The sequence below is a fragment of the Burkholderia sp. WP9 genome (assembly GCF_900104795.1).
Taxonomy (GTDB): domain Bacteria; phylum Pseudomonadota; class Gammaproteobacteria; order Burkholderiales; family Burkholderiaceae; genus Paraburkholderia.
The window spans coordinates 3,500,328-3,517,802 of sequence record NZ_FNTG01000001.1; the positions used below are offsets into that span (position 1 = coordinate 3,500,328).

The 17,475-nt window shown below is 58.3% G+C and carries 16 protein-coding genes and 1 pseudogene; 9 read left to right on the plus strand and 8 right to left on the minus strand.

The genetic code is table 11. The features are described from left to right. Positions 1 to 65 precede the first annotated feature (65 nt). Positions 66 to 1,586, plus strand: coding sequence for an aldehyde dehydrogenase (gene adh / locus BLW71_RS15575; RefSeq protein WP_091797378.1), 1,521 nt, complete (start codon positions 66 to 68; stop codon positions 1,584 to 1,586). A gap of 65 nt (positions 1,587 to 1,651) precedes the next feature. Further along, positions 1,652 to 2,047, plus strand: a complete 396-nt coding sequence (locus BLW71_RS15580) for a DUF779 domain-containing protein (RefSeq protein WP_091797383.1) — start codon at positions 1,652 to 1,654, stop codon at positions 2,045 to 2,047. A 16-nt stretch (positions 2,048 to 2,063) separates the two neighbouring features. Here the strand turns inward: BLW71_RS15580 and eutC are convergent, their stop codons facing one another. The 3 genes from eutC to eat are packed head-to-tail and all read right to left on the minus strand — an operon-like array spanning position 2,064 to position 5,699. Then, positions 2,064 to 2,861, minus strand: a complete 798-nt coding sequence (eutC, locus tag BLW71_RS15585) for an ethanolamine ammonia-lyase subunit EutC (RefSeq protein ID WP_091797386.1) — start codon at positions 2,859 to 2,861, stop codon at positions 2,064 to 2,066. Then, on the minus strand, positions 2,858 to 4,252 hold the full coding sequence (locus BLW71_RS15590) for an ethanolamine ammonia-lyase subunit EutB (protein ID WP_091797391.1): 1,395 nt from the start codon (positions 4,250 to 4,252) through the stop codon (positions 2,858 to 2,860). The genes eutC and BLW71_RS15590 overlap by 4 nt, the downstream gene beginning before the upstream one ends. Positions 4,253 to 4,295: 43 nt before the next feature. Then, positions 4,296 to 5,699, minus strand: a complete 1,404-nt coding sequence (eat, locus tag BLW71_RS15595; RefSeq protein WP_091797394.1) for an ethanolamine permease — start codon at positions 5,697 to 5,699, stop codon at positions 4,296 to 4,298. Positions 5,700 to 5,960: 261 nt separating this feature from the next. Between eat and BLW71_RS15600 the strand changes: the two genes are divergently transcribed. Both BLW71_RS15600 and BLW71_RS15605 read left to right on the plus strand, forming a co-directional pair. Next, a complete protein-coding gene (locus BLW71_RS15600; RefSeq protein ID WP_091797397.1) occupies positions 5,961 to 6,827 on the plus strand; it encodes an AraC family transcriptional regulator in 867 nt (288 codons plus the stop codon). A 657-nt stretch (positions 6,828 to 7,484) separates the two neighbouring features. Beyond that, positions 7,485 to 8,576: pseudogene (locus BLW71_RS15605) on the plus strand (reverse transcriptase family protein); the annotation flags it as partial. 83 nt (positions 8,577 to 8,659) lie between these two features. On the opposite strand, the gene BLW71_RS15610 reads toward BLW71_RS15605, so the two are convergent. The 5 genes from BLW71_RS15610 to BLW71_RS15630 form a co-directional block, all read right to left on the minus strand. Beyond that, positions 8,660 to 8,860, minus strand: a complete 201-nt coding sequence (locus BLW71_RS15610) for a hypothetical protein (RefSeq protein ID WP_091797408.1) — start codon at positions 8,858 to 8,860, stop codon at positions 8,660 to 8,662. Beyond that, a complete protein-coding gene (locus BLW71_RS15615) occupies positions 8,857 to 9,114 on the minus strand; it encodes a PAAR domain-containing protein (RefSeq protein ID WP_091797411.1) in 258 nt (85 codons plus the stop codon). Before BLW71_RS15615 ends, BLW71_RS15610 begins: the two co-directional genes overlap by 4 nt. 69 nt (positions 9,115 to 9,183) lie before the next feature. Continuing rightward, the gene (locus BLW71_RS15620) at positions 9,184 to 9,714 is read right to left on the minus strand and encodes a hypothetical protein (RefSeq protein WP_091797414.1); all 531 of its coding nucleotides are present in this window, start codon (positions 9,712 to 9,714) and stop codon (positions 9,184 to 9,186) included. Positions 9,715 to 9,716: 2 nt separating this feature from the next. Further along, on the minus strand, positions 9,717 to 10,802 hold the full coding sequence (locus tag BLW71_RS15625) for a DUF6708 domain-containing protein (protein ID WP_091797417.1): 1,086 nt from the start codon (positions 10,800 to 10,802) through the stop codon (positions 9,717 to 9,719). Positions 10,803 to 10,805: 3 nt separating this feature from the next. Further along, on the minus strand, positions 10,806 to 11,081 hold the full coding sequence (locus BLW71_RS15630; protein ID WP_091797420.1) for a hypothetical protein: 276 nt from the start codon (positions 11,079 to 11,081) through the stop codon (positions 10,806 to 10,808). Positions 11,082 to 11,573: 492 nt separating this feature from the next. Here BLW71_RS15630 and BLW71_RS15635 point away from each other — a divergent pair, with 492 nt between their 5' ends. The 5 genes from BLW71_RS15635 (at position 11,574) to BLW71_RS15655 (ending at position 16,245) form a co-directional block, all read left to right on the plus strand. Beyond that, positions 11,574 to 12,038, plus strand: coding sequence for a hypothetical protein (locus BLW71_RS15635; RefSeq protein ID WP_091797423.1), 465 nt, complete (start codon positions 11,574 to 11,576; stop codon positions 12,036 to 12,038). A gap of 167 nt (positions 12,039 to 12,205) precedes the next feature. Then, positions 12,206 to 13,771 carry a recombinase family protein gene (locus tag BLW71_RS15640; RefSeq protein WP_091797425.1) on the plus strand — a complete coding sequence of 522 codons (1,566 nt, stop codon included), beginning with the start codon at positions 12,206 to 12,208 and terminating at the stop codon, positions 13,769 to 13,771. Further along, entirely contained in the window at positions 13,768 to 14,670 is a 903-nt protein-coding gene (locus BLW71_RS15645) for a ParB/RepB/Spo0J family partition protein (protein WP_091797429.1), read from the plus strand. Before BLW71_RS15640 ends, BLW71_RS15645 begins: the two co-directional genes overlap by 4 nt. Beyond that, positions 14,667 to 15,569, plus strand: a complete 903-nt coding sequence (locus BLW71_RS15650; protein ID WP_091797433.1) for a plasmid partitioning protein RepB C-terminal domain-containing protein — start codon at positions 14,667 to 14,669, stop codon at positions 15,567 to 15,569. Before BLW71_RS15645 ends, BLW71_RS15650 begins: the two co-directional genes overlap by 4 nt. A 352-nt stretch (positions 15,570 to 15,921) precedes the next feature. Then, complete coding sequence (locus tag BLW71_RS15655) at positions 15,922 to 16,245, plus strand: hypothetical protein (protein WP_143048347.1); 324 nt, start codon at positions 15,922 to 15,924, stop codon at positions 16,243 to 16,245. The last annotated feature ends 1,230 nt before the right edge of the window (positions 16,246 to 17,475 follow it).

Below are 17,475 nucleotides of genomic sequence, written 5' to 3' on the forward strand. Positions count from 1 at the left end.
CCTGAGGCGGCCAAGCGAAATATCGCGCCGAATATAGCCCATTCAAACATGTGAGGAGCACACAGATGAACCATGCAGAGATGCAATTCCTGACCACCGAATTCCCGTTCAAAAAGCAGTACGCGAACTTTATCGGCGGCGAGTGGGTGAAACCCGTGGGCGGCGAGTATTTCGACAATGTGTCGCCGATCACCGGCGAGGCGTTCACGTCGATTCCGCGTTCGCGTGAAGCCGACGTCGAACTCGCACTCGATGCCGCGCATCGTGCGAAAACGGGGTGGGGCAAGACCTCCGCCGCGGATCGCGCGAATATCCTGATCCGCATTGCCGACCGGATGGAAGCGAACTTGCAGCGTCTCGCCGTAGCCGAGACGATCGACAACGGCAAGCCGTTGCGCGAAACCATGGCCGCCGACATTCCGCTCGCCATCGATCACTTCCGCTATTTCGCCGGCGCCGTGCGTGCGCAGGAAGGCTCGCTCTCCGAGATCGACCACGACACGGTCGCTTATCACTTCCATGAACCGCTCGGCGTGGTCGGGCAGATCATTCCGTGGAATTTCCCGATCCTGATGGCGGTGTGGAAACTCGCGCCCGCGCTTGCCGCCGGCAACTGCGTGGTGCTCAAGCCTGCCGAGCAAACGCCCGCTTCGATTCTCGTGCTGGTCGAGATAATTCAGGACCTGCTGCCCGCGGGTGTGCTGAACGTGGTGAACGGCTTCGGTCTTGAAGCCGGCAAGCCGCTCGCTTCCAGCAAGCGCATCGCCAAGATCGCGTTTACCGGTGAGACCACGACCGGGCGGCTGATCATGCAGTACGCGAGCCAGAACATCATTCCCGTCACACTCGAACTCGGCGGCAAAAGCCCGAATATTTTTTTCGCGGACGTGATGAGCGAGGACGACAGCTATTTCGACAAAGCGCTCGAAGGCTTCACGATGTTCGCGCTGAATCAGGGCGAAGTGTGTACCTGTCCGTCGCGCGTGTTGATCGATGAAAAGATCTACGACCGCTTCATGGAACGTGCGCTCAAGCGTGTCGCCGCGATCACGCAAGGGCATCCGCTCGATACCAAGACGATGATCGGTGCGCAGGCTTCGCAGGAACAGCTGGAAAAAATCCTCTCGTATGTGGACCTCGGCAAACAGGAAGGCGCCGAATGTCTGATTGGCGGTGAACGCAATACGCTTGGCGGTGAGTTGAGCAAAGGCTATTACGTAAAGCCGACCGTCTTCCGCGGCAACAACAAGATGCGCATCTTCCAGGAAGAGATCTTCGGGCCGGTCGTGTCGGTCACGACGTTCAAGACGGAAGAAGAAGCGCTCGAGATTGCCAACGATACGCTCTACGGTCTCGGCGCCGGCGTGTGGACGCGCGACGGCACGCGCGCCTATCGCTTCGGCCGTCAGATCCAGGCGGGCCGCGTGTGGACGAACTGCTATCACGCCTATCCGGCGCATGCGGCGTTCGGCGGCTACAAGCAGTCGGGTATTGGCCGCGAGAATCACAAGATGATGCTCGACCATTATCAACAGACCAAGAATCTGCTGGTCAGCTATAGCGACAAGCCGCTCGGTTTCTTCTAAGCACCGCGCTCCTGTTCGGGCGAGCCGCACTGTGCGGCTCGCTCTCTTTTTTGCAAGGGCATGTGATGGCTGATAAGAAGGAAGTCGCCCGCGTAATCGCAACGCCGGCCGCCGTCGAGTTGATCGACAAGTTGCGCGCCGAGCACGGGGCCGTGCTGTTCCATCAATCCGGCGGATGCTGCGACGGCAGCGCGCCGATGATGTTTCCGCAAAGCGAGTTTATGGTCGGCTCGTCCGACGTGAAACTCGGCACGATTGCGAACGTGCCGTTCTACATGAGCGAATCACAATTCGAATACTGGCAGCACACGCAGTTGATCATCGACGTGGTGCCGGGCAACGGAGGAATGTTTTCGCTGGAGCGGCCGAGCGGTTTGCGTTTCCTGACGCGTTCCCGTCTTTTCGAAGACGACGAGAACGCGTGGCTCGAAACGCATCCGGTGCAGCGGGCCGATGCTTGATCCTGTGTGCGATCTGTTATGCGGTGCCAGGGTTTGAATCGTCGCTGATCGAGGGTGCTGCTGGTGCCTCTGCCAGCAGCGCATCGCTGTCGTCCTTCAGGCCGACGCCGGTGAGACCCAAACGCCTTGCGTGTGTCAGCAGATAGTGCAGTTTGTGTGCGGCCAACGGATAGTCGAGTCCTTCAGGGCGCACGTTCGAAATACAGTTGCGCTGCGCGTCGCTGCAGCCGACTTTCGGCGCGTACGTGAGATAGATGCCGAGGCTATCGGGCGAACTCAAACCCGGTCGCTCACCGATCAGCATCACCACTAGCTTGGCATTCAGCAATTCGCCGATCTCATCACCCAGCGCAACGCGCGCCTGACGCGCGACCACGACTGGGCCAATCTTCCAATCCGCGAGACGTGGAACGACCGCTTGCAGCAGCGGAAGAGCCTGCTTCGACGCGGCGAACGCCGAAAGACCGTCGCCGATTACGAAGACCACCTCGGGCGAATCGTCGGGGACAGCCGCCAGCGCTACGCGACTTGCTTCCGATAGACGTCGGCCGAGATCGGGACGCCGTAAATAATGCTCGCGATCGGGCGCGGCGCTATGCACGTCGAGCGTGTTGAAGTTTTGCGCGCGTAGTTGCTCGTGCAACACGTCCGTATCGAGCGGATGATGCACGGCATCACGCGCCTGCGCGTGCGACAGATTGAACGCCAATAGCGGCGCAGTCGGTAGGCTATTGCCCGCGCGGCCCAGCGCGATGCGTGCATTGGTAAACTGCCGCAGCGCGTTCCACGGATTCTTTTCGAGGAAGTCGCTCATGCGATGCCCATCCAGTCGGACGCGCCTTCCAGCAGCGGTTGTTGTGCCGATGCACTGAGCAACGCACCGCGCGAGTCGGTGATCTGCATCGACTCCAGCCATTCTTCGAACTCCGGCGCACGGCGCAAGCCGAGTACCTCACGCACGTAAAGTGCGTCGTGGAAGGACGTGCTTTGATAATTGAGCATGACGTCGTCAGCGCCTGGAATGCCCATGATGAAGTTGATGCCCGCTACGCCGAGCAGCGTGAGCAGATTGTCCATGTCGTCCTGATCGGCTTCGGCATGGTTCGTGTAGCAGATGTCGCATCCCATCGGTACGCCGAGCAGTTTGCCGCAGAAATGATCTTCGAGACCGGCGCGCGTGATCTGTTTACCGTCGTAGAGATACTCCGGTCCGATAAATCCGACCACAGTGTTCACAAGGAATGGATTGAACTTGCGCGCGACTGCGTAGGCGCGCACTTCGCAGGTCTGCTGATCCACGCCGAAATGCGCATCCGCCGACAACGCGCTGCCCTGGCCCGTTTCGAAGTACATCAGATTGTTGCCGACCGTACCGCGCTTCAGCGAAAGGCCCGCTTCATACGCTTCCTGCAGCAGCGCGAGAGAAATGCCGAAGCCCGCGTTCGCTTTCTCCGTGCCGGCAATCGACTGAAACACCAGATCGACGGGCGCGCCTTTTTCGATCGCGGCAATCGTATTGGTGACGTGGGTCAGCACGCAAGATTGCGTCGGCACCTGATAGCGCTGGCGGAAGTCGTCGATCATCAGCAGCAGCTTGGTGATCGCGGCGAGATTGTCGCTGGCCGGATTGATGCCGATCATCGCGTCGCCGCAGCCGTACATCAGGCCGTCGAGCATCGAGGCGGCAATGCCTTTGACGTCGTCGGTCGGATGGTTCGGTTGCAAGCGCACCGACATGTGACCCGGCAAGCCGACCGTGTTACGAAAGCGCGTAATCACCGGACGTTTACGCGCTACCGCAATCAGATCCTGATTGCGCATCAGTTTGGACACCGCTGCGACCATCTCCGGCGTGAGACCCGCGGCGATACGCGTGAGCGCGTCGGCATCGGTCGTGCTGCTCAGCAGCCAGTTGCGAAAATCGCCCACCGTGAGATGCGCGATTTCGGCGAATGCCTGCGGCGAGTGATCGTCGATCACGAGGCGCGTGACTTCGTCGCTTTCGTAGGGGATCAACGCTTCGTTGAGGAAGGTGCGCAGCGGCAATTGCGCGAGCGCCATCTTGGCGGCGACGCGTTCTTCCTCGCTCGCCGCCGCCACGCCCGCGAGCTGGTCGCCGGAACGCTGCGGACTGGCTTTCGCCATCAGGGTCTTCAGATCGGCAAAGCGGTAGGTGCGGCTGCCGATCGTCTCGGTGTAGCTCATCTTTACGACTCCATCGCCGCTGCTCGAGCAGCGGCTCGATCCGTCATTCCTCAAGCAACGCGTCCGCCGGCGCGGCTTCGCGTTGATGCCGCGTCATCAGGAAGTAGACGTAGCCCAGCGCGAGGAGGATTGCGAACACGACCGCCACCAGAAAATTGAAGTAGACCATGGTTGCCAGACAAATCACCGCGGCCACCAGCGCGAACGCCGGAAAAACCGGAAACAGCGGCGCGCGGAACGGGCGCTCCATGTTCGGCTCGGTGCGACGCAGCTTGAACAGCGACAACATGCTGATGATATACATCACGATAGCGCCAAATACCGACATCGTCACGATGTTCGCTGTCAGCGTCTGGCCGCCGAACTGGATCAGCTCGTCGCTGTAGATCGCCGCGATGCCCACCACGCCGCCCGCAAGAATCGCACGATGCGGCGTCTTGAAGCGCGGATGCACCTTCGAGAGCCACTCTGGCAGATAGCCGGCGCGAGCCAGCGCGAAGATCTGCCGCGAATAGCCGAGGATGATGCCGTGAAACGACGCGACCAGTCCGAACAGCCCGAGCCACACCAGCATATGCATCCAGCCGCTATGTTCGCCGACGATAAACTTCATCGCCTGCGGCAGCGGATCGTTGATGTTCGACAGCTTGGTCCAGTCGCCAGCCGCGCCGGCAAAAACCATCACGCCGACGGCAAGCACCACCAGCGTCAGAATGCCGGCGACGTAGGCGATCGGAATCGAGCGCTTCGGGTTCTTGGCTTCTTCGGCGGCCATGGCCACGCCTTCAATCGCGAGAAAGAACCAGATCGCGAACGGAATCGCCGCGAACATGCCGTGAAACGAGCCCATGCTGAAGGTGTCGGCGCCGGACCAGCCACCCTTCGCGAAGTTCGACCACTGAAAACCGGGTGACACGACACCCATGAAAACGAGCAGCTCGAAGATCGCGAGCAGCGTCACGCACAGCTCGAACGCCGCGGCAATCTGCACGCCGACGATATTCAGCGCCATGAAGACGAGATAAGCGCCCATCGCCGCATGTTTCGGTTCGAGACCCGGAAACTGCACGTGCAGATAGGCGCCGATTGCCAACGCGATGGCCGGTGGCGCGAACACGAATTCGACGAGCGTCGCCGCGCCGGCCAGATAACCGCCGGTCGGACCAAAAGCGTGACGGGCGTACGCGAACGGGCCGCCCGCATGCGGAATCGAGGTGGTGAGTTCGGTGAAACTAAAAATGAACGTCGTATACATCGCGGCAATGAAAATCGCCGTGATGACGAAGCCGAGTGTGCCGGCGCTTGCCCAGCCATAACTCCAGCCGAAATACTCGCCGGAAATGACGAGGCCGACCGCGATGCCCCACAGCTGCCACGTGCCGAGCGTCTGCTTCAACTCGTGATGCGTGACTTTGCCGACGTGCTGATTGTTGGACTCTGATTTCATCGGGTGCTCCCTGACGGTGCCGCCGGCTCGATCCCGCAAGGCTTTGCGGTGCATGGGCGGACAGGTTTCAGCCGATGGTAGTGAGCCATTATTCGAGGTGTTATCGAAATCCGGCAAAGTTTTGCGGCGTGGCGGTGTCAGCGGGCGCTTAACTGCAGCGTATGTTTACCGCTGAGTTCAGGTGAACTTCGCAGGATTTGGTAAACGCGGACGTGATACTTTGGCGCACATCCGTTCGACAGCTCTCACGTTGATCCAGCCATGAATGAATCAGGTAATCGAGCTCGCTATGAATCCCGGCTCGGCCGCGTGCTCGACCATATTTACGATCATCTGGACCAACCGCTCGATATCGATCGTCTGGCGGAAATCGCCTGCCTCTCGCCGTATCACTGGCACCGGATTTATCAGGCGATGTATGGCGAGACGGTCGCCACCACCGTGCGACGTTTACGGCTGCATCGCGCGGCCGGCTATCTGGCGAACGGCTCGATGCCGATTCCGGAGATTGCCGAACGCTCCGGCTACAGCAGTCTGCAATCTTTTTCCCGCACCTTTCGCGCTGTGTTCGGCATGCCGCCGGCACAGTATCGCAAGCAAGGCACACATAGCCGGTTTCGACCGGTGCTATCAGGAGACGATCAAATGACATTGCGTGAAGTGGTGATTCGTCACGTGGAGCCGATGGAGGTTTTGTCGGTCGATCACATTGGCCCTTATATGCAGATCGGCAAAGCGTTCGATGCGCTGTTCGGCTGGCTGGCGAAACATAATCTGCTCGCGGCGCAGATGCGCATGATCGGTGTTTACTACGACGATCCGGGTGTCGTTGCGGAGAGTGAGTTGCGGTCTAAGGCTGGAGTGTTGTTGCCGCATCCGGTTCAGGCGTCCGTGACGGTCAGTCCGCCGGTTTCCGTGGCGCATGTGAAGGGTGGTGAGTACGCGGTGTTGCGACATCAAGGACCGTATAGCGATATGCGTGCGGCGTATGAGTGGCTGTATGGAACGTGGCTCATGCAATCCGGGCGAGAAGCCGCCGACGCGCCGGTGTTCGAGGAGTATCTGAATAGCCCGAAGGATACGGCGCCTGCTGATCTCGTCACGGAGATCTGTTTACCGCTGGCTTGAGCGTTTACCTGCCGGCAATGCTCGCTTGTGCAGCGTGCCGCGCGGGTGCCTCTCTGGTTTTTATAGTCTTTGTATATGTATACGTAGTAATAGTTAACAAGCCTCGCGTTCTTCTGTGGATAACCTGAAACTTCGTTTACGGATCAAGGCGATGCGGAATCGATAACCCTGCGGAGCGTGCGCGAACAGGAACACGGAGCCAGGGAAAACTTTTGTGCGAGTTGGTGACATCGCGTTTTTATCAAGGTTTCGCCCACAATGTGTCAGGTGGGTTGTACAAAAGTTGTCCAGAGGAGGGTGTGGATAAGTTGCGGACACGCGACGTTGCGAAACTTTGGCGCTGGGGCCCGCGGTCGGCGTGCTGAGTTTCGACATGGTATGGCCGATGCGACCGTCAGATAAACGTCATTCATGTTTCGCGAAAAATCACTTCGTAGTGCCAGTGCGTTGACAAGCTTCGGCCGGCTCGCTTATCGTCGCCACGCGGTGACGGCTGGTCAAGCACCCCTCGAGGCAAGCGACATCGGTTCCGGGCACCACGAGGCTACCCCGTGGATCAACACTACTCCGCAGTTCGTCGCGTGAGCCTCAGTTGCGTGTTACGCAAGAGCGCTCACGCAGCACAAGACGCGTTGACTGGCCGCCCTGCCTTCCTTTCGGCCGCCTTTTCAGCGGCCGCCCCCGCTCTGGTTACGCGAGGTGGCGTTGCCGCAATTGCCGACGCTTGGTGATCTAGCTGCGCGGCTAGGCATCGAGCCAGACGAGTTGCACTGGTTCGCCGCTCGTTGGCGCGTGCCGGCGCATAGTGCTGCGACGCCGCTTCATCACTATTCGTATAAGGCGATCGAGAAGCGCGACGGTCGGTGTCGGATCATCGAGATTCCCAAGCCGCGGCAGCGGGCTTTACAACTCAAGGTGTTGTCGGGGTTGCTCGATCGTATTCCGGCCCACGAATCGGCGCACGGTTTTCGACGTGGCCGGAATATCGTGACCTTTACCGTGCCGCATGTGGGTAAAGCGGTGGTGATGCGCTTCGATCTGACCGATTTTTTTGCGTCAGTTCATGCGGGGCGCGTTTACTCCGATTTTCATAGTTTCGGGTTTTCTCCAGCTGTCGCGCAGGTATTTACTGCGTTGTGTACCAAGCGCGTACCGAGCGGACGCTTGCTGGCGGCGGATGTGCGCGAGCGTTTGCCGTGGCAGGAGCGGCAGCGCTATCGGAATCGACATTTGCCACAGGGTGCGCCGACTTCGCCGGCGCTGGCGAACCTGTGCGCTTTTCGGTTCGATCGTCGGCTGGCGGGTCTCGCACGTTCGGTGGGGGCGACTTATACGCGTTATGCCGATGATCTCGCGTTTTCCGGCGATGAGAATGTCGCGCGGATGGTGGAGCGCTTATCTGTTCGCGTCGCGGCTATTGCTATTGAAGAAGGGTTTTCCGTCAATCTGAGGAAGACGCGCGTGATGCGGCGTGGTGCGCGACAGCATCTGGCCGGGGTGGTGGTGAATTGGCACGCGAATGTGGGGCGGACGGAGTTCGATGCCTTGAAGGCCGTGCTGAGCAATTGCGTTCGGCATGGACTACGTTCGCAGAATCGCGATGGTCATCGGGACTTCCGGGCGCATCTCGCGGGGCGCGTAGCGCATGTCGCCATGGTGAATGCGGCGAGAGGCGCGAAGCTGAGAGCTTTGCTTGAGCGGATCGAGTGGGATGAGGAGAGCGAGGCGAAGGCGAAGTCGAATGTGTGAATCAACTTGTTAAGGATGCTTCGTATCCCCCGTCGGCAGCGCTGGTCTCAGGCCACGCTGCGTGAAATCCGCTATTTGCCCAGCTAATAGGCCCGAATCGGCGCTGTCGACTGCCAGTTTTCGAACGGCGACGCTAATAGTTCATCCGTGCGTGGATCGAGAGCAAGGATGCCGGCCTGGATCTTCAGATGCGTCCAGTGCTGGCCAGCATCGTCAGAGAAATAGTTGCCGCCGCCGCGGATGGCGGCGTTGTCGTGGCCGAACGGATACCATGAGCCGTTCACAGCGACGAGATCAGCGTCGCACCGCACTCCGTCGGATCTCCGTGATAAGCGACCGCCTTACCGAAATGCTGGCGTGTGCTGTCCTTCGGCAAGATAGCATAGGTGCCCTGGCACTGCGGACACCATGTTTTGTCGCCTTCGAGTGCGACGGGCACATCCATCACCTTGAAGTCATCACAGGCGGTCGTCACATGCCCGCCGTGTGTCGTTTTGTCGTTCAGGCGGATCACGCCACGTCCAGCTTCGTCTTTCATCTCTAGCCTCGCATTGCTCGTGCTGTCGCGTCACCGGCCGGATGAAACCAGCGCCGACTCAGGTCTTTTTTATCCAATGCTTTCCGGAGCAACGCCGCTGAAAGTTTTGGGATGCTGGGCATCGGCGCACGATCGATTCCATCCAGTCAGTTCGAATGAAGTCACATATTTGCCGCCATTCTCTTCATCGCGAATCCCATAACTTATTTCGGGCTTCTCCACATTGAGAAAATTTTTGCCGGCCTGCGATGGATCGTCCGGATGAGAAAGATAGATAAAGCGCGCCCTGATGGATTTCCCTGCCTCATTCCTACAGGTCACATACCCGCAGGTGAACCTGCGTTTGTAGTTCGGAGTGTCGCTGGACCCACGCAAATTGGGAGTGGTTTCGTACAATCCGTCGAACTTGATATCCTTGTCGTTCGGCAACGCTGATCTGACTGCCGCCTCCATAGCGTCGTCTGTCGAAGCGTTGCTTTGCGTGCAGCCGGAGAGCAAAGCAACCGCAATAAATAGGGCAGCGATTGCCTCAGTTGGGAAGCTACTGCGTATCGGCTTAACGCCTGTTTGCATCATGCTTCGTCCGCTTTCGCTCTTCATCTTCAGACTCGCGCTGCTGAGCGCGCTTCGATGCCAGGATTCTCAAGCCAGACTGCCGCATGGCGCTCGCCGTCCTGTTCCCCTGTCCAGCCTTCGACCCGTTCCTTTGGATTGATCGGGTAGTCGCCCCGCCGTCTCGCCAACGCGGTTTCCCCCCAGCCGACAGGGGTACCCGCGCGCGGTTCCGCATACGGATCGTTCGGCGCTACCGCACTGACCTGCTGGATAGCTTCGGGCCACACCGGGTCCCGACACGTCAAATTGACGAGAATCCGCATCACCGTAAAGACAAGAATCAACGGCATCATGATGATGCGCCAGATCGCGGGTGCATCCAGCCCCACGCCATAGAGCGAGAACAGGAACGATTCACGCGCTGTTTCGTCCTCGGTGTGGAACAGCATCGGTTTGGGCAGGCCGTCCGGTCCGTCGTTCATGTACTGACACCAGTAGTTCCACTGCGCTAGCGCCAGCTCCACTTCAGCCTCTGGCATCCATTCGCGGCCGATGGAAAAGACCCGCGTCACGTTGCCCTGATCGTCGACGGTGTAATGACGGATGTGAAACAGCTCCCCGAAGGTTGACCTCTCACGGTGCAGGCAAAAGATCGACTCCTTCGACCAGGGAATCTCCCAGACGACATCACCTTGCCCGGGTTTGGCAAAGAATCGCCGCTTGCGGATGGCGTATAGTTTGCGCTCGACTCGGTGGAAACGAATCGGGCGGCGACGAAGAGCAAAAAACAGATCTCGCCCAAATTTCCACACAATAAATGCGAATATCAGCGAGATCATCAGCGCAAAGAAATCGCCGATCGTACTGGCCGCATATGGATAACGCACTTCCGTGAGCCAATACATGTAAGGTCCAATACAAATGCCTGCGATACCAATCGGAATCGCAGCAGCAGACCACTGCTTCTCCAGAAGCGAGGGCTCGGTCACGTCCATATAAATACCATTGATTTTGAAAATCGTTCCAAAATCTTGAACATTAGGGCCGACCGAACCGTCGATGGACAGACGGTGAACCATATCCCATTCTGGCACCGGATTCCCAACGCACTTCTTCATCAAGCGCTCGTCCACGCCTTACCCTCCTGCGGCTGAATTGAATGCCTTCAACTCAGCCTCTAGCGAATCGTAATGTTTCTCGGTGCTGAATTTGCAGCGCGATATCCAATCGTGCAATTCAGATGCCTTTAGCATCGCAATACCAATTCCCACGATAATTGAAATCACAAATACGGGCCAAAATAACGGAATTGACCCGGTAAGCGAGAAAAATGCGACATAAATACCAAGGGCACCGCTCGCACCATAGAGCCAACCTAATGCCATCTCTTTATTGCGAAAGGCTTCCGGCATGTTGTTATGCAGATCATTCCAGGCAAGTACGGCCCCTGCGATCGACCCAATGGCGCGACCACCATAGACGCCATACTTCCCAAAATCTCAGGTTATGGCTCCCGCTACAAAACTGTCGGGTGACACAATACCTGAAAAACGTCTGTCTGAATTTAAAGGGTTTTTTCACTAAAAGTGACATGCGTCATGACCATCTGTGACACTGAAAGTGAAAAAAGTCGACAGCTGTGCCGCAATAACTGAAAAATCTCGGCGCCCCCTGTCAAAGCCTTGTAAAGACTGGCTCTGCTGGCGCCCAAAACGCGCTGCGGACAGAAATAGTTGGACCTCCCGGATTTGTGTAGCAAATTCGTTAGACTGAGTCACCCACCCAAGAAACGCGCTGATTGAGCGCTCGCAGCCTTCGCCGATTGCACATCAGCGTTTCACAGGCGGGTTGGATGCCCGGCTGCCAACGTGCTCCAGATTGCTACCTTACGTATGGAGCGCGTGATGAATAACGCTCGCCGGTGCGTTGCCTGTGGCAGCCTCTTCCATCCTTTGTCTCACATCCCGAATCAACGATTCTGTTCTGCCCTGGGCTGCCAGCGAGAGCGACGCCGACGCTGGCAACAGCAGCGACTTCGAAGTGATCCCGACTACCGCGACAATCAGGCGCGGGCGCAGGCCAAATGGCGCGCTCGTCGGCCGGACTACTGGCGTCATTACCGCGCGACGCACCCGGCCTATCGGGAGCGCAATTGCGCGATGCAACGGGAGCGGAATGCGCGACGAAGTTCCAGTCCTGTTGCAAACATGGACGCGTCGCCGCCTTTACACCCGCTCGCATCAGGCTTCTACATACCGCGCCGTGCGGTCGAAACGGGCATTGCAAAGATGAACGCGTGCACCGTCCATATCGCCGTGCTGTCGGCACCAAACGGGCCACTTATACGTGATTGCAAAGAGATGACGTGATCGACTTCCGCGCCACGCCTGCTACCTTTGCCTTGTATCCGCTCTGAATCAGACACCACCGCAGTTGCGACGCGGTTGCGTTTCGAAAGTGACGATCTGCGTGTCCGGCGCGATGCCGGGCACGCAAACGCAGGGGAGCGAGGATTCGAAGCAGCGGGAGCAGGACCGTGTCACTCGATCACATAGGCGATGCCGTCGTCGCGCAGGCCCCCTCGGTACGGGCGGCCGAATACGTTCGGATGTCGACCGAGCACCAGCAGTACTCGACCGAGAACCAACGCGACAGGATCCGGGAGTATGCCGTGCGGCGCCGTCTCGAGATCGTTCGCACCTACGCTGACGAGGGTAAAAGCGGTCTGCGTATCGACGGGCGGCAGGCGCTTCAGCAACTGATCAAGGACGTTGAAAGTGGTCGAGCGGATTTTCAGGTAATCCTCGTCTATGACGTGAGTCGCTGGCGGCGATTCCAGGACGCGGATGAAAGTGCGTACTACGAGTATGTCTGCCGGCGCGTCGGCATCCAGGTTGCCTACTGCGCCGAACAGTTCGAAAACGACGGCTCGCCAGTATCCACCATCGTGAAAGGAGTGAAGCGGGCAATGGCCGGTGAATACAGCCGGGAATTGTCGGCCAAGGTGTTTGCCGGCCAGTGCCGGCTGATCGAGCTCGGCTTCCGGCAGGGCGGACCGGCTGGCTACGGTTTGCGCCGCGTCCTCATCGATCAGCACGGGATCATGAAAGGAGAACTTCAGCGAGGCGAGCACAAGAGCCTGCAGACCGATCGGGTGATCCTTATGCCTGGGCCCGAGAGCGAAATCCGGATTATCAATCTCATCTACAACTGGTTTATCGACGGGGCATTAAATGAATACGAGATTGCGGCCCGGTTAAATGGTATGCGTGTTCGTACAAATCTCGACCGGGAATGGACACGAGCGACTGTACGGGAGGTACTGACCAACGAGAAATACATCGGCAATAACGTCTACAACCGCGTGTCGTTCAAACTCAAGAAGATGCGCGTCGTCAATACACCGGACATGTGGATCCGGCAGGAAAGTGCATTCCAGTCAATCGTACCAGGTGAGACGTTTTACACAGCACAGGGCATCATGCGGGCGCGCGCCCGGCGCTATTCGAATGAGGAGCTCATCGAGCGTCTGCGCAACCTTTACCGCAACCGTGGTTTCCTGTCTGGCCTGGTTATCGACGAAACTGTTGGCATGCCATCAAGCTCCGTTTACATGTACAGATTCGGCAGCCTGATCCGCGCATACCAGACCGTGGGTTTCATGCCTGGTCGCGACTACCGCTATCTCGAAACTAATCGGTTCCTCCGTCAGCTTCACCCGGAAATCATTGCGCAGACGGAGAAGAAGATCGCCGATCTCGGTGGCACTGTGCAGCGCGATCCAGCCACAGATATGCTCACAGTCAACCATGAGTTCACTGCCTGCCTCGTTCTCGCGCGTTGCCAGACACACGAAAATGGGCGACATCGCTGGAAGGTCCGGTTTGACACGAGCCTGCTGCCGGACATTACCGTAGCCGTTAGGCTCGACCACGCGAATTCCGTTGCGCTCGATTATTACCTCCTGCCGCGCCGGGATTTCGGCCAGACGCGTATCAGCCTCGCCGACCAGAACAGGATTGAGTTCGAGAGCTACCGTTTTGACACGCTTGATTATCTCTATGGCATGGCTGAGCGGGCCCGTCTCCGGAGGGTGGCATGAACCAGCAGCAACAGGCGGGTGAGGTGCGGATGATTCCGATCGACCAGATCGAGGTCATCAATCCTCGTGAGCGTAACAACCGCGTCGTCAATGAAATCGTCGGCAACATCAGGGCGATCGGCCTGAAAAAACCGATCAAGGTCACGCCGCGTGCAACAGCAGATGGCGTCGAGAAGTATCTGCTTGTGTGCGGCGAAGGTCGCCTGAAGGCTTTCCGTTCACTCGGCGAGACGACCATTCCGGCGATGGTCGTGAATGTCAGCGACGAAGACGCATTCATCATGAGTCTCGCGGAGAACATTGCGCGTCGTCAGTGCAGGCCGCTCGAACTCCTCGCCGGTATCCGGCAATTGCAGGAGCAGGGATACGCTTCGAAGGTGATCGCGGAAAAAACGGGGCTCAAGCAATCATATATCCAAGGTATCCTGATGCTACTGCATCGTGGCGAGGAACGACTGGTCATAGCAGTGGAAAAAGGACGAATTCCGCTTAACGCCGCACTGTCTATTGTCGGCGCCGGTGACGACGACACGGCAATACAGGCTGCTCTGCAGGAAGCTTACGAGTCAGGCAAGTTACGTGGCAAGCAATTGATAGACGCCCGACGGATTATCGAACGACGGAAAACGCTTGGGCGCTCCGCCGCACACAACATGTCGGGCAAGCTCACGGATGTAACGACATCGAGCCTGGTGCGGACCTACCAGCATGAAGTCGAACGCCAGAAGTCGATGGTGCGTAAGGCCGAATTTGCGCAGCAGCGGCTCATGTTCGTCGTGGGTGCACTCCGACAAATGTTCGCCGATGAAAACTTCGTCAATCTGCTACGTGCAGAGGGACTGGCAACGTTGCCGAAATATCTTGCCGAGCGTGTCTGGTCGGGCGGGAGCGTCGCATGACAGGCGTGACGCTCGGTTTCATTCCTGAGCCGCTATCCGTTCCATTAGTGTGCATCCTGCCGTCGCGCAAAACGCCGGCGACAATCATCGATTCCCGCAAGTTCAAGCAGATCAAGGCCTCGATCGAGGAGATCGGCCTGATCGAGCCGTTGTCCGTCACGGCAGCGCATCAGAGTACGGGTCAACATGTGCTGCTTGATGGTCACCTGCGCCTCATTGCGATGCAGAAGCTCGAATTTGTCGAGGTATCGTGCCTGGTTGCAACCGATGACGAAAGCTACACGTACAACAATCGCGTCAATCGGCTGTCCACCATCCAGGAGCATTATATGATCCGGCGCGTCGTCGAACGGGGTGTGTCGCCGGAGAGGCTGGCAAAGGCCCTCGCCATGGACGTGTCCATGATCCTGAAGAAGCTTTCGCTGCTGGACGGCATATGTCCTGAAGCTGCCGAACTTTTGGGAGATCGCCAGTTCTCAGTAGACCTCGCTCGCGCAATTCGAAAAATGAAGCCGACGCGGCAGGTCGAATGCGTCGAGCTGATGATAGCGGCGAACAACGTGACCGTGCCTTATGCCGAAGCGCTGCTTGTCGCAACACCCGCAGCACGCCTGGTTGATGGAAAGAAGCCGCCAAAGCTGACCGGCGTCACCCCTGAACAGATGGCGAAGATGGAGCGGGAGATGAGCAATCTGCAAGGGCAATACAAACTTGTCGAGCAGACCTACGGACAGGATGTGCTGAACCTGGTGCTCGCAAAGGGATATCTCGCCAGGCTTGTGGAGAACCAACTGGTAGCTCAATACCTGCGGCAACGCCAACCAGACCTACTGGCTCAGTTCGAAACGATTGTCGAGACGGTGTCGCTTGAGCAGCAGCAATTCAGCGTTCTCACCTAGCCGGATGAGCGCGCGCGAGCCGGATCAAGGCAATCCATACTGCACAGCCTTCTTTTCATCCTTGAACGCACTGACCGCTTGCGCACCCAACCGGATCGGCGCAAAACACGCTGCTTCTACATAGGCCGTGTCGAAGTAAAACTGCAGACTCCCGTCTGTCCGTACGGCCAACGTAAACGGCTTCGACCTTGAGGAAGCATCACTCGCGGCAGTTGGTCTTGTCATCAAGGCTATCTTTACGGCGACCTTTAGTTACCAAGTCGTCAGACTGGTCGAAGATCAGCGGGCGACTGATGCGCAGGAACTAACGAAGGCGCATATTCGGATCGTCAAGCTCGAAGAACGAGTTGATGTGAGACGCCACTTCGAGATGAAGTGGGCACACATCGTTCGCGGTGCGACCCATCCGCGTCGCGAGAAAGGGACTCTGGCGTACCGGTACATCGAATCGCTGATCGACGATTTTGAGGAGGAGTGCCACGAAGAGGACGATCCGACGCTACTGTACATCGCGAGAAACATGACGCTGTATCAAGGGATTTGGGGTAGTCCGGCCGGCCTGCAGGAGATTGATCACTACTCGGCGCAGGAATGCGCGAAACGGACAAAGCCACCGCGGCGACAGCGTCGGCAAGTGCCTTTGAAAATCGAGGCTGGGTCGGCGGCGTCGGCGTAGGTGCCGTGTGACCGGCGGCGCAATGCGTGTGATTCGCAGAATCTAGCGAAAATACGACCAGGCATCACCGAAAACGGCTTACCAAGCACCAGTTAGCCTAAGAATTAGATTCGGTTCTGCGTGAATCGCCGCCAGCGATCATCTATCGATTGACCTGGTCCCGCAACGCGTACGCTGTTCATGATCGAGGTGCTGCGATTACGCCAACGAGGCCACACTGAAGATACTTGTCGGTTCGCTAAGGACGGTCCATTGGTTTGTCCGCGTGCTCTATCGCGCAAGGAGACAGTAGCGGACAGGACAATCTCGCGGAGAATCAATAAGCCACGCCACAGGTTCCGATTTCTATGGCGGATCACATCACGGCTCGATCGCCAGTTGATCGGTTTTGATCCATCGAAGCAGATGTTTGCCCGAACGATTGACGTAGTCCACATAGGCCCAACCGGCCGGCGACTGCTTCAATATCGTCACTGCATCGTTCCGCACCAGATAGGCTTGGCTCGCGTGGGCGTCATCGGGCGCCGTGTAAAGCGACGCCTTTGGCGCCGATACGATCGCACGATGCCCGCTTTCCACAGCCGTCGGCGCTGGCGTATCGGCGGTACCTCCGTCCTCGTTTGCCAGCGCGGCCTCGATCAGGCCTGCATCGCTCTGCGCACCAGCCGCACGAAAACTGGCTGCTATCTTCCGATAGATCTCACGATTGGCTGACGACGGCGGATCGCAACGCAAGAGATTGTCGGCACCGGAATCGCCGTCGATGAGTGCGCGTGGCGGATGTCCAGCACTGATAAAATGCAACAACCGGCTTGCCGACGGACGGTCGCTCTTGAGCATCAACTTCGTCTGATCGTCAGTCCCCCATCGCGCGCGCTGCCCGACCTGCCAGCCCGCTCCACATATCTTACCGGTTTGATCGGCGGTGATGCATCCCGTGCGAATCTCAATAGCGGAACAGTACTCCCGGCTCGAGTCGGACTCCGCCTGCCCCGGCCCCGACGATACCGACCCTGACTCAATTCGCCCGATAACAACGTAGTCACCGGATGGCGAGATATTGCTGTCGCTCGGTGGTTCCATTTGTGTTCCGCCCGTTTCCCGCTCGCCAGCACGTGGCAGTAAGCTGAACGTCGCTCCGGTCGGGAAATGGAATACAGCCTGTTTCCATGCACGCTGGGGCAATGGCGCTTGAGGGTTCGCGGCGTTGCCATAAAGAATCGCCGTCCC

Excerpts from the sequence above, each read along its gene's own strand:
- adh (WP_091797378.1), top strand. The coding sequence starts at position 66 with ATGAACCATGCAGAGATGCAATTCCTGACCACCGAATTCCCGTTCAAA.
- BLW71_RS15580 (WP_091797383.1), top strand. The coding sequence starts at position 1,652 with ATGGCTGATAAGAAGGAAGTCGCCCGCGTAATCGCAACGCCGGCCGCC.
- eutC (WP_091797386.1), bottom strand. The coding sequence starts at position 2,861 with ATGAGCGACTTCCTCGAAAAGAATCCGTGGAACGCGCTGCGGCAGTTT.
- BLW71_RS15590 (WP_091797391.1), bottom strand. The coding sequence starts at position 4,252 with ATGAGCTACACCGAGACGATCGGCAGCCGCACCTACCGCTTTGCCGAT.
- eat (WP_091797394.1), bottom strand. The coding sequence starts at position 5,699 with ATGAAATCAGAGTCCAACAATCAGCACGTCGGCAAAGTCACGCATCAC.
- BLW71_RS15600 (WP_091797397.1), top strand. The coding sequence starts at position 5,961 with ATGAATGAATCAGGTAATCGAGCTCGCTATGAATCCCGGCTCGGCCGC.
- BLW71_RS15615 (WP_091797411.1), bottom strand. The coding sequence starts at position 9,114 with ATGAAAGACGAAGCTGGACGTGGCGTGATCCGCCTGAACGACAAAACG.
- BLW71_RS15620 (WP_091797414.1), bottom strand. The coding sequence starts at position 9,714 with ATGAAGAGCGAAAGCGGACGAAGCATGATGCAAACAGGCGTTAAGCCG.
- BLW71_RS15630 (WP_091797420.1), bottom strand. The coding sequence starts at position 11,081 with ATGCCGGAAGCCTTTCGCAATAAAGAGATGGCATTAGGTTGGCTCTAT.
- BLW71_RS15635 (WP_091797423.1), top strand. The coding sequence starts at position 11,574 with ATGAATAACGCTCGCCGGTGCGTTGCCTGTGGCAGCCTCTTCCATCCT.
- BLW71_RS15645 (WP_091797429.1), top strand. The coding sequence starts at position 13,768 with ATGAACCAGCAGCAACAGGCGGGTGAGGTGCGGATGATTCCGATCGAC.
- BLW71_RS15650 (WP_091797433.1), top strand. The coding sequence starts at position 14,667 with ATGACAGGCGTGACGCTCGGTTTCATTCCTGAGCCGCTATCCGTTCCA.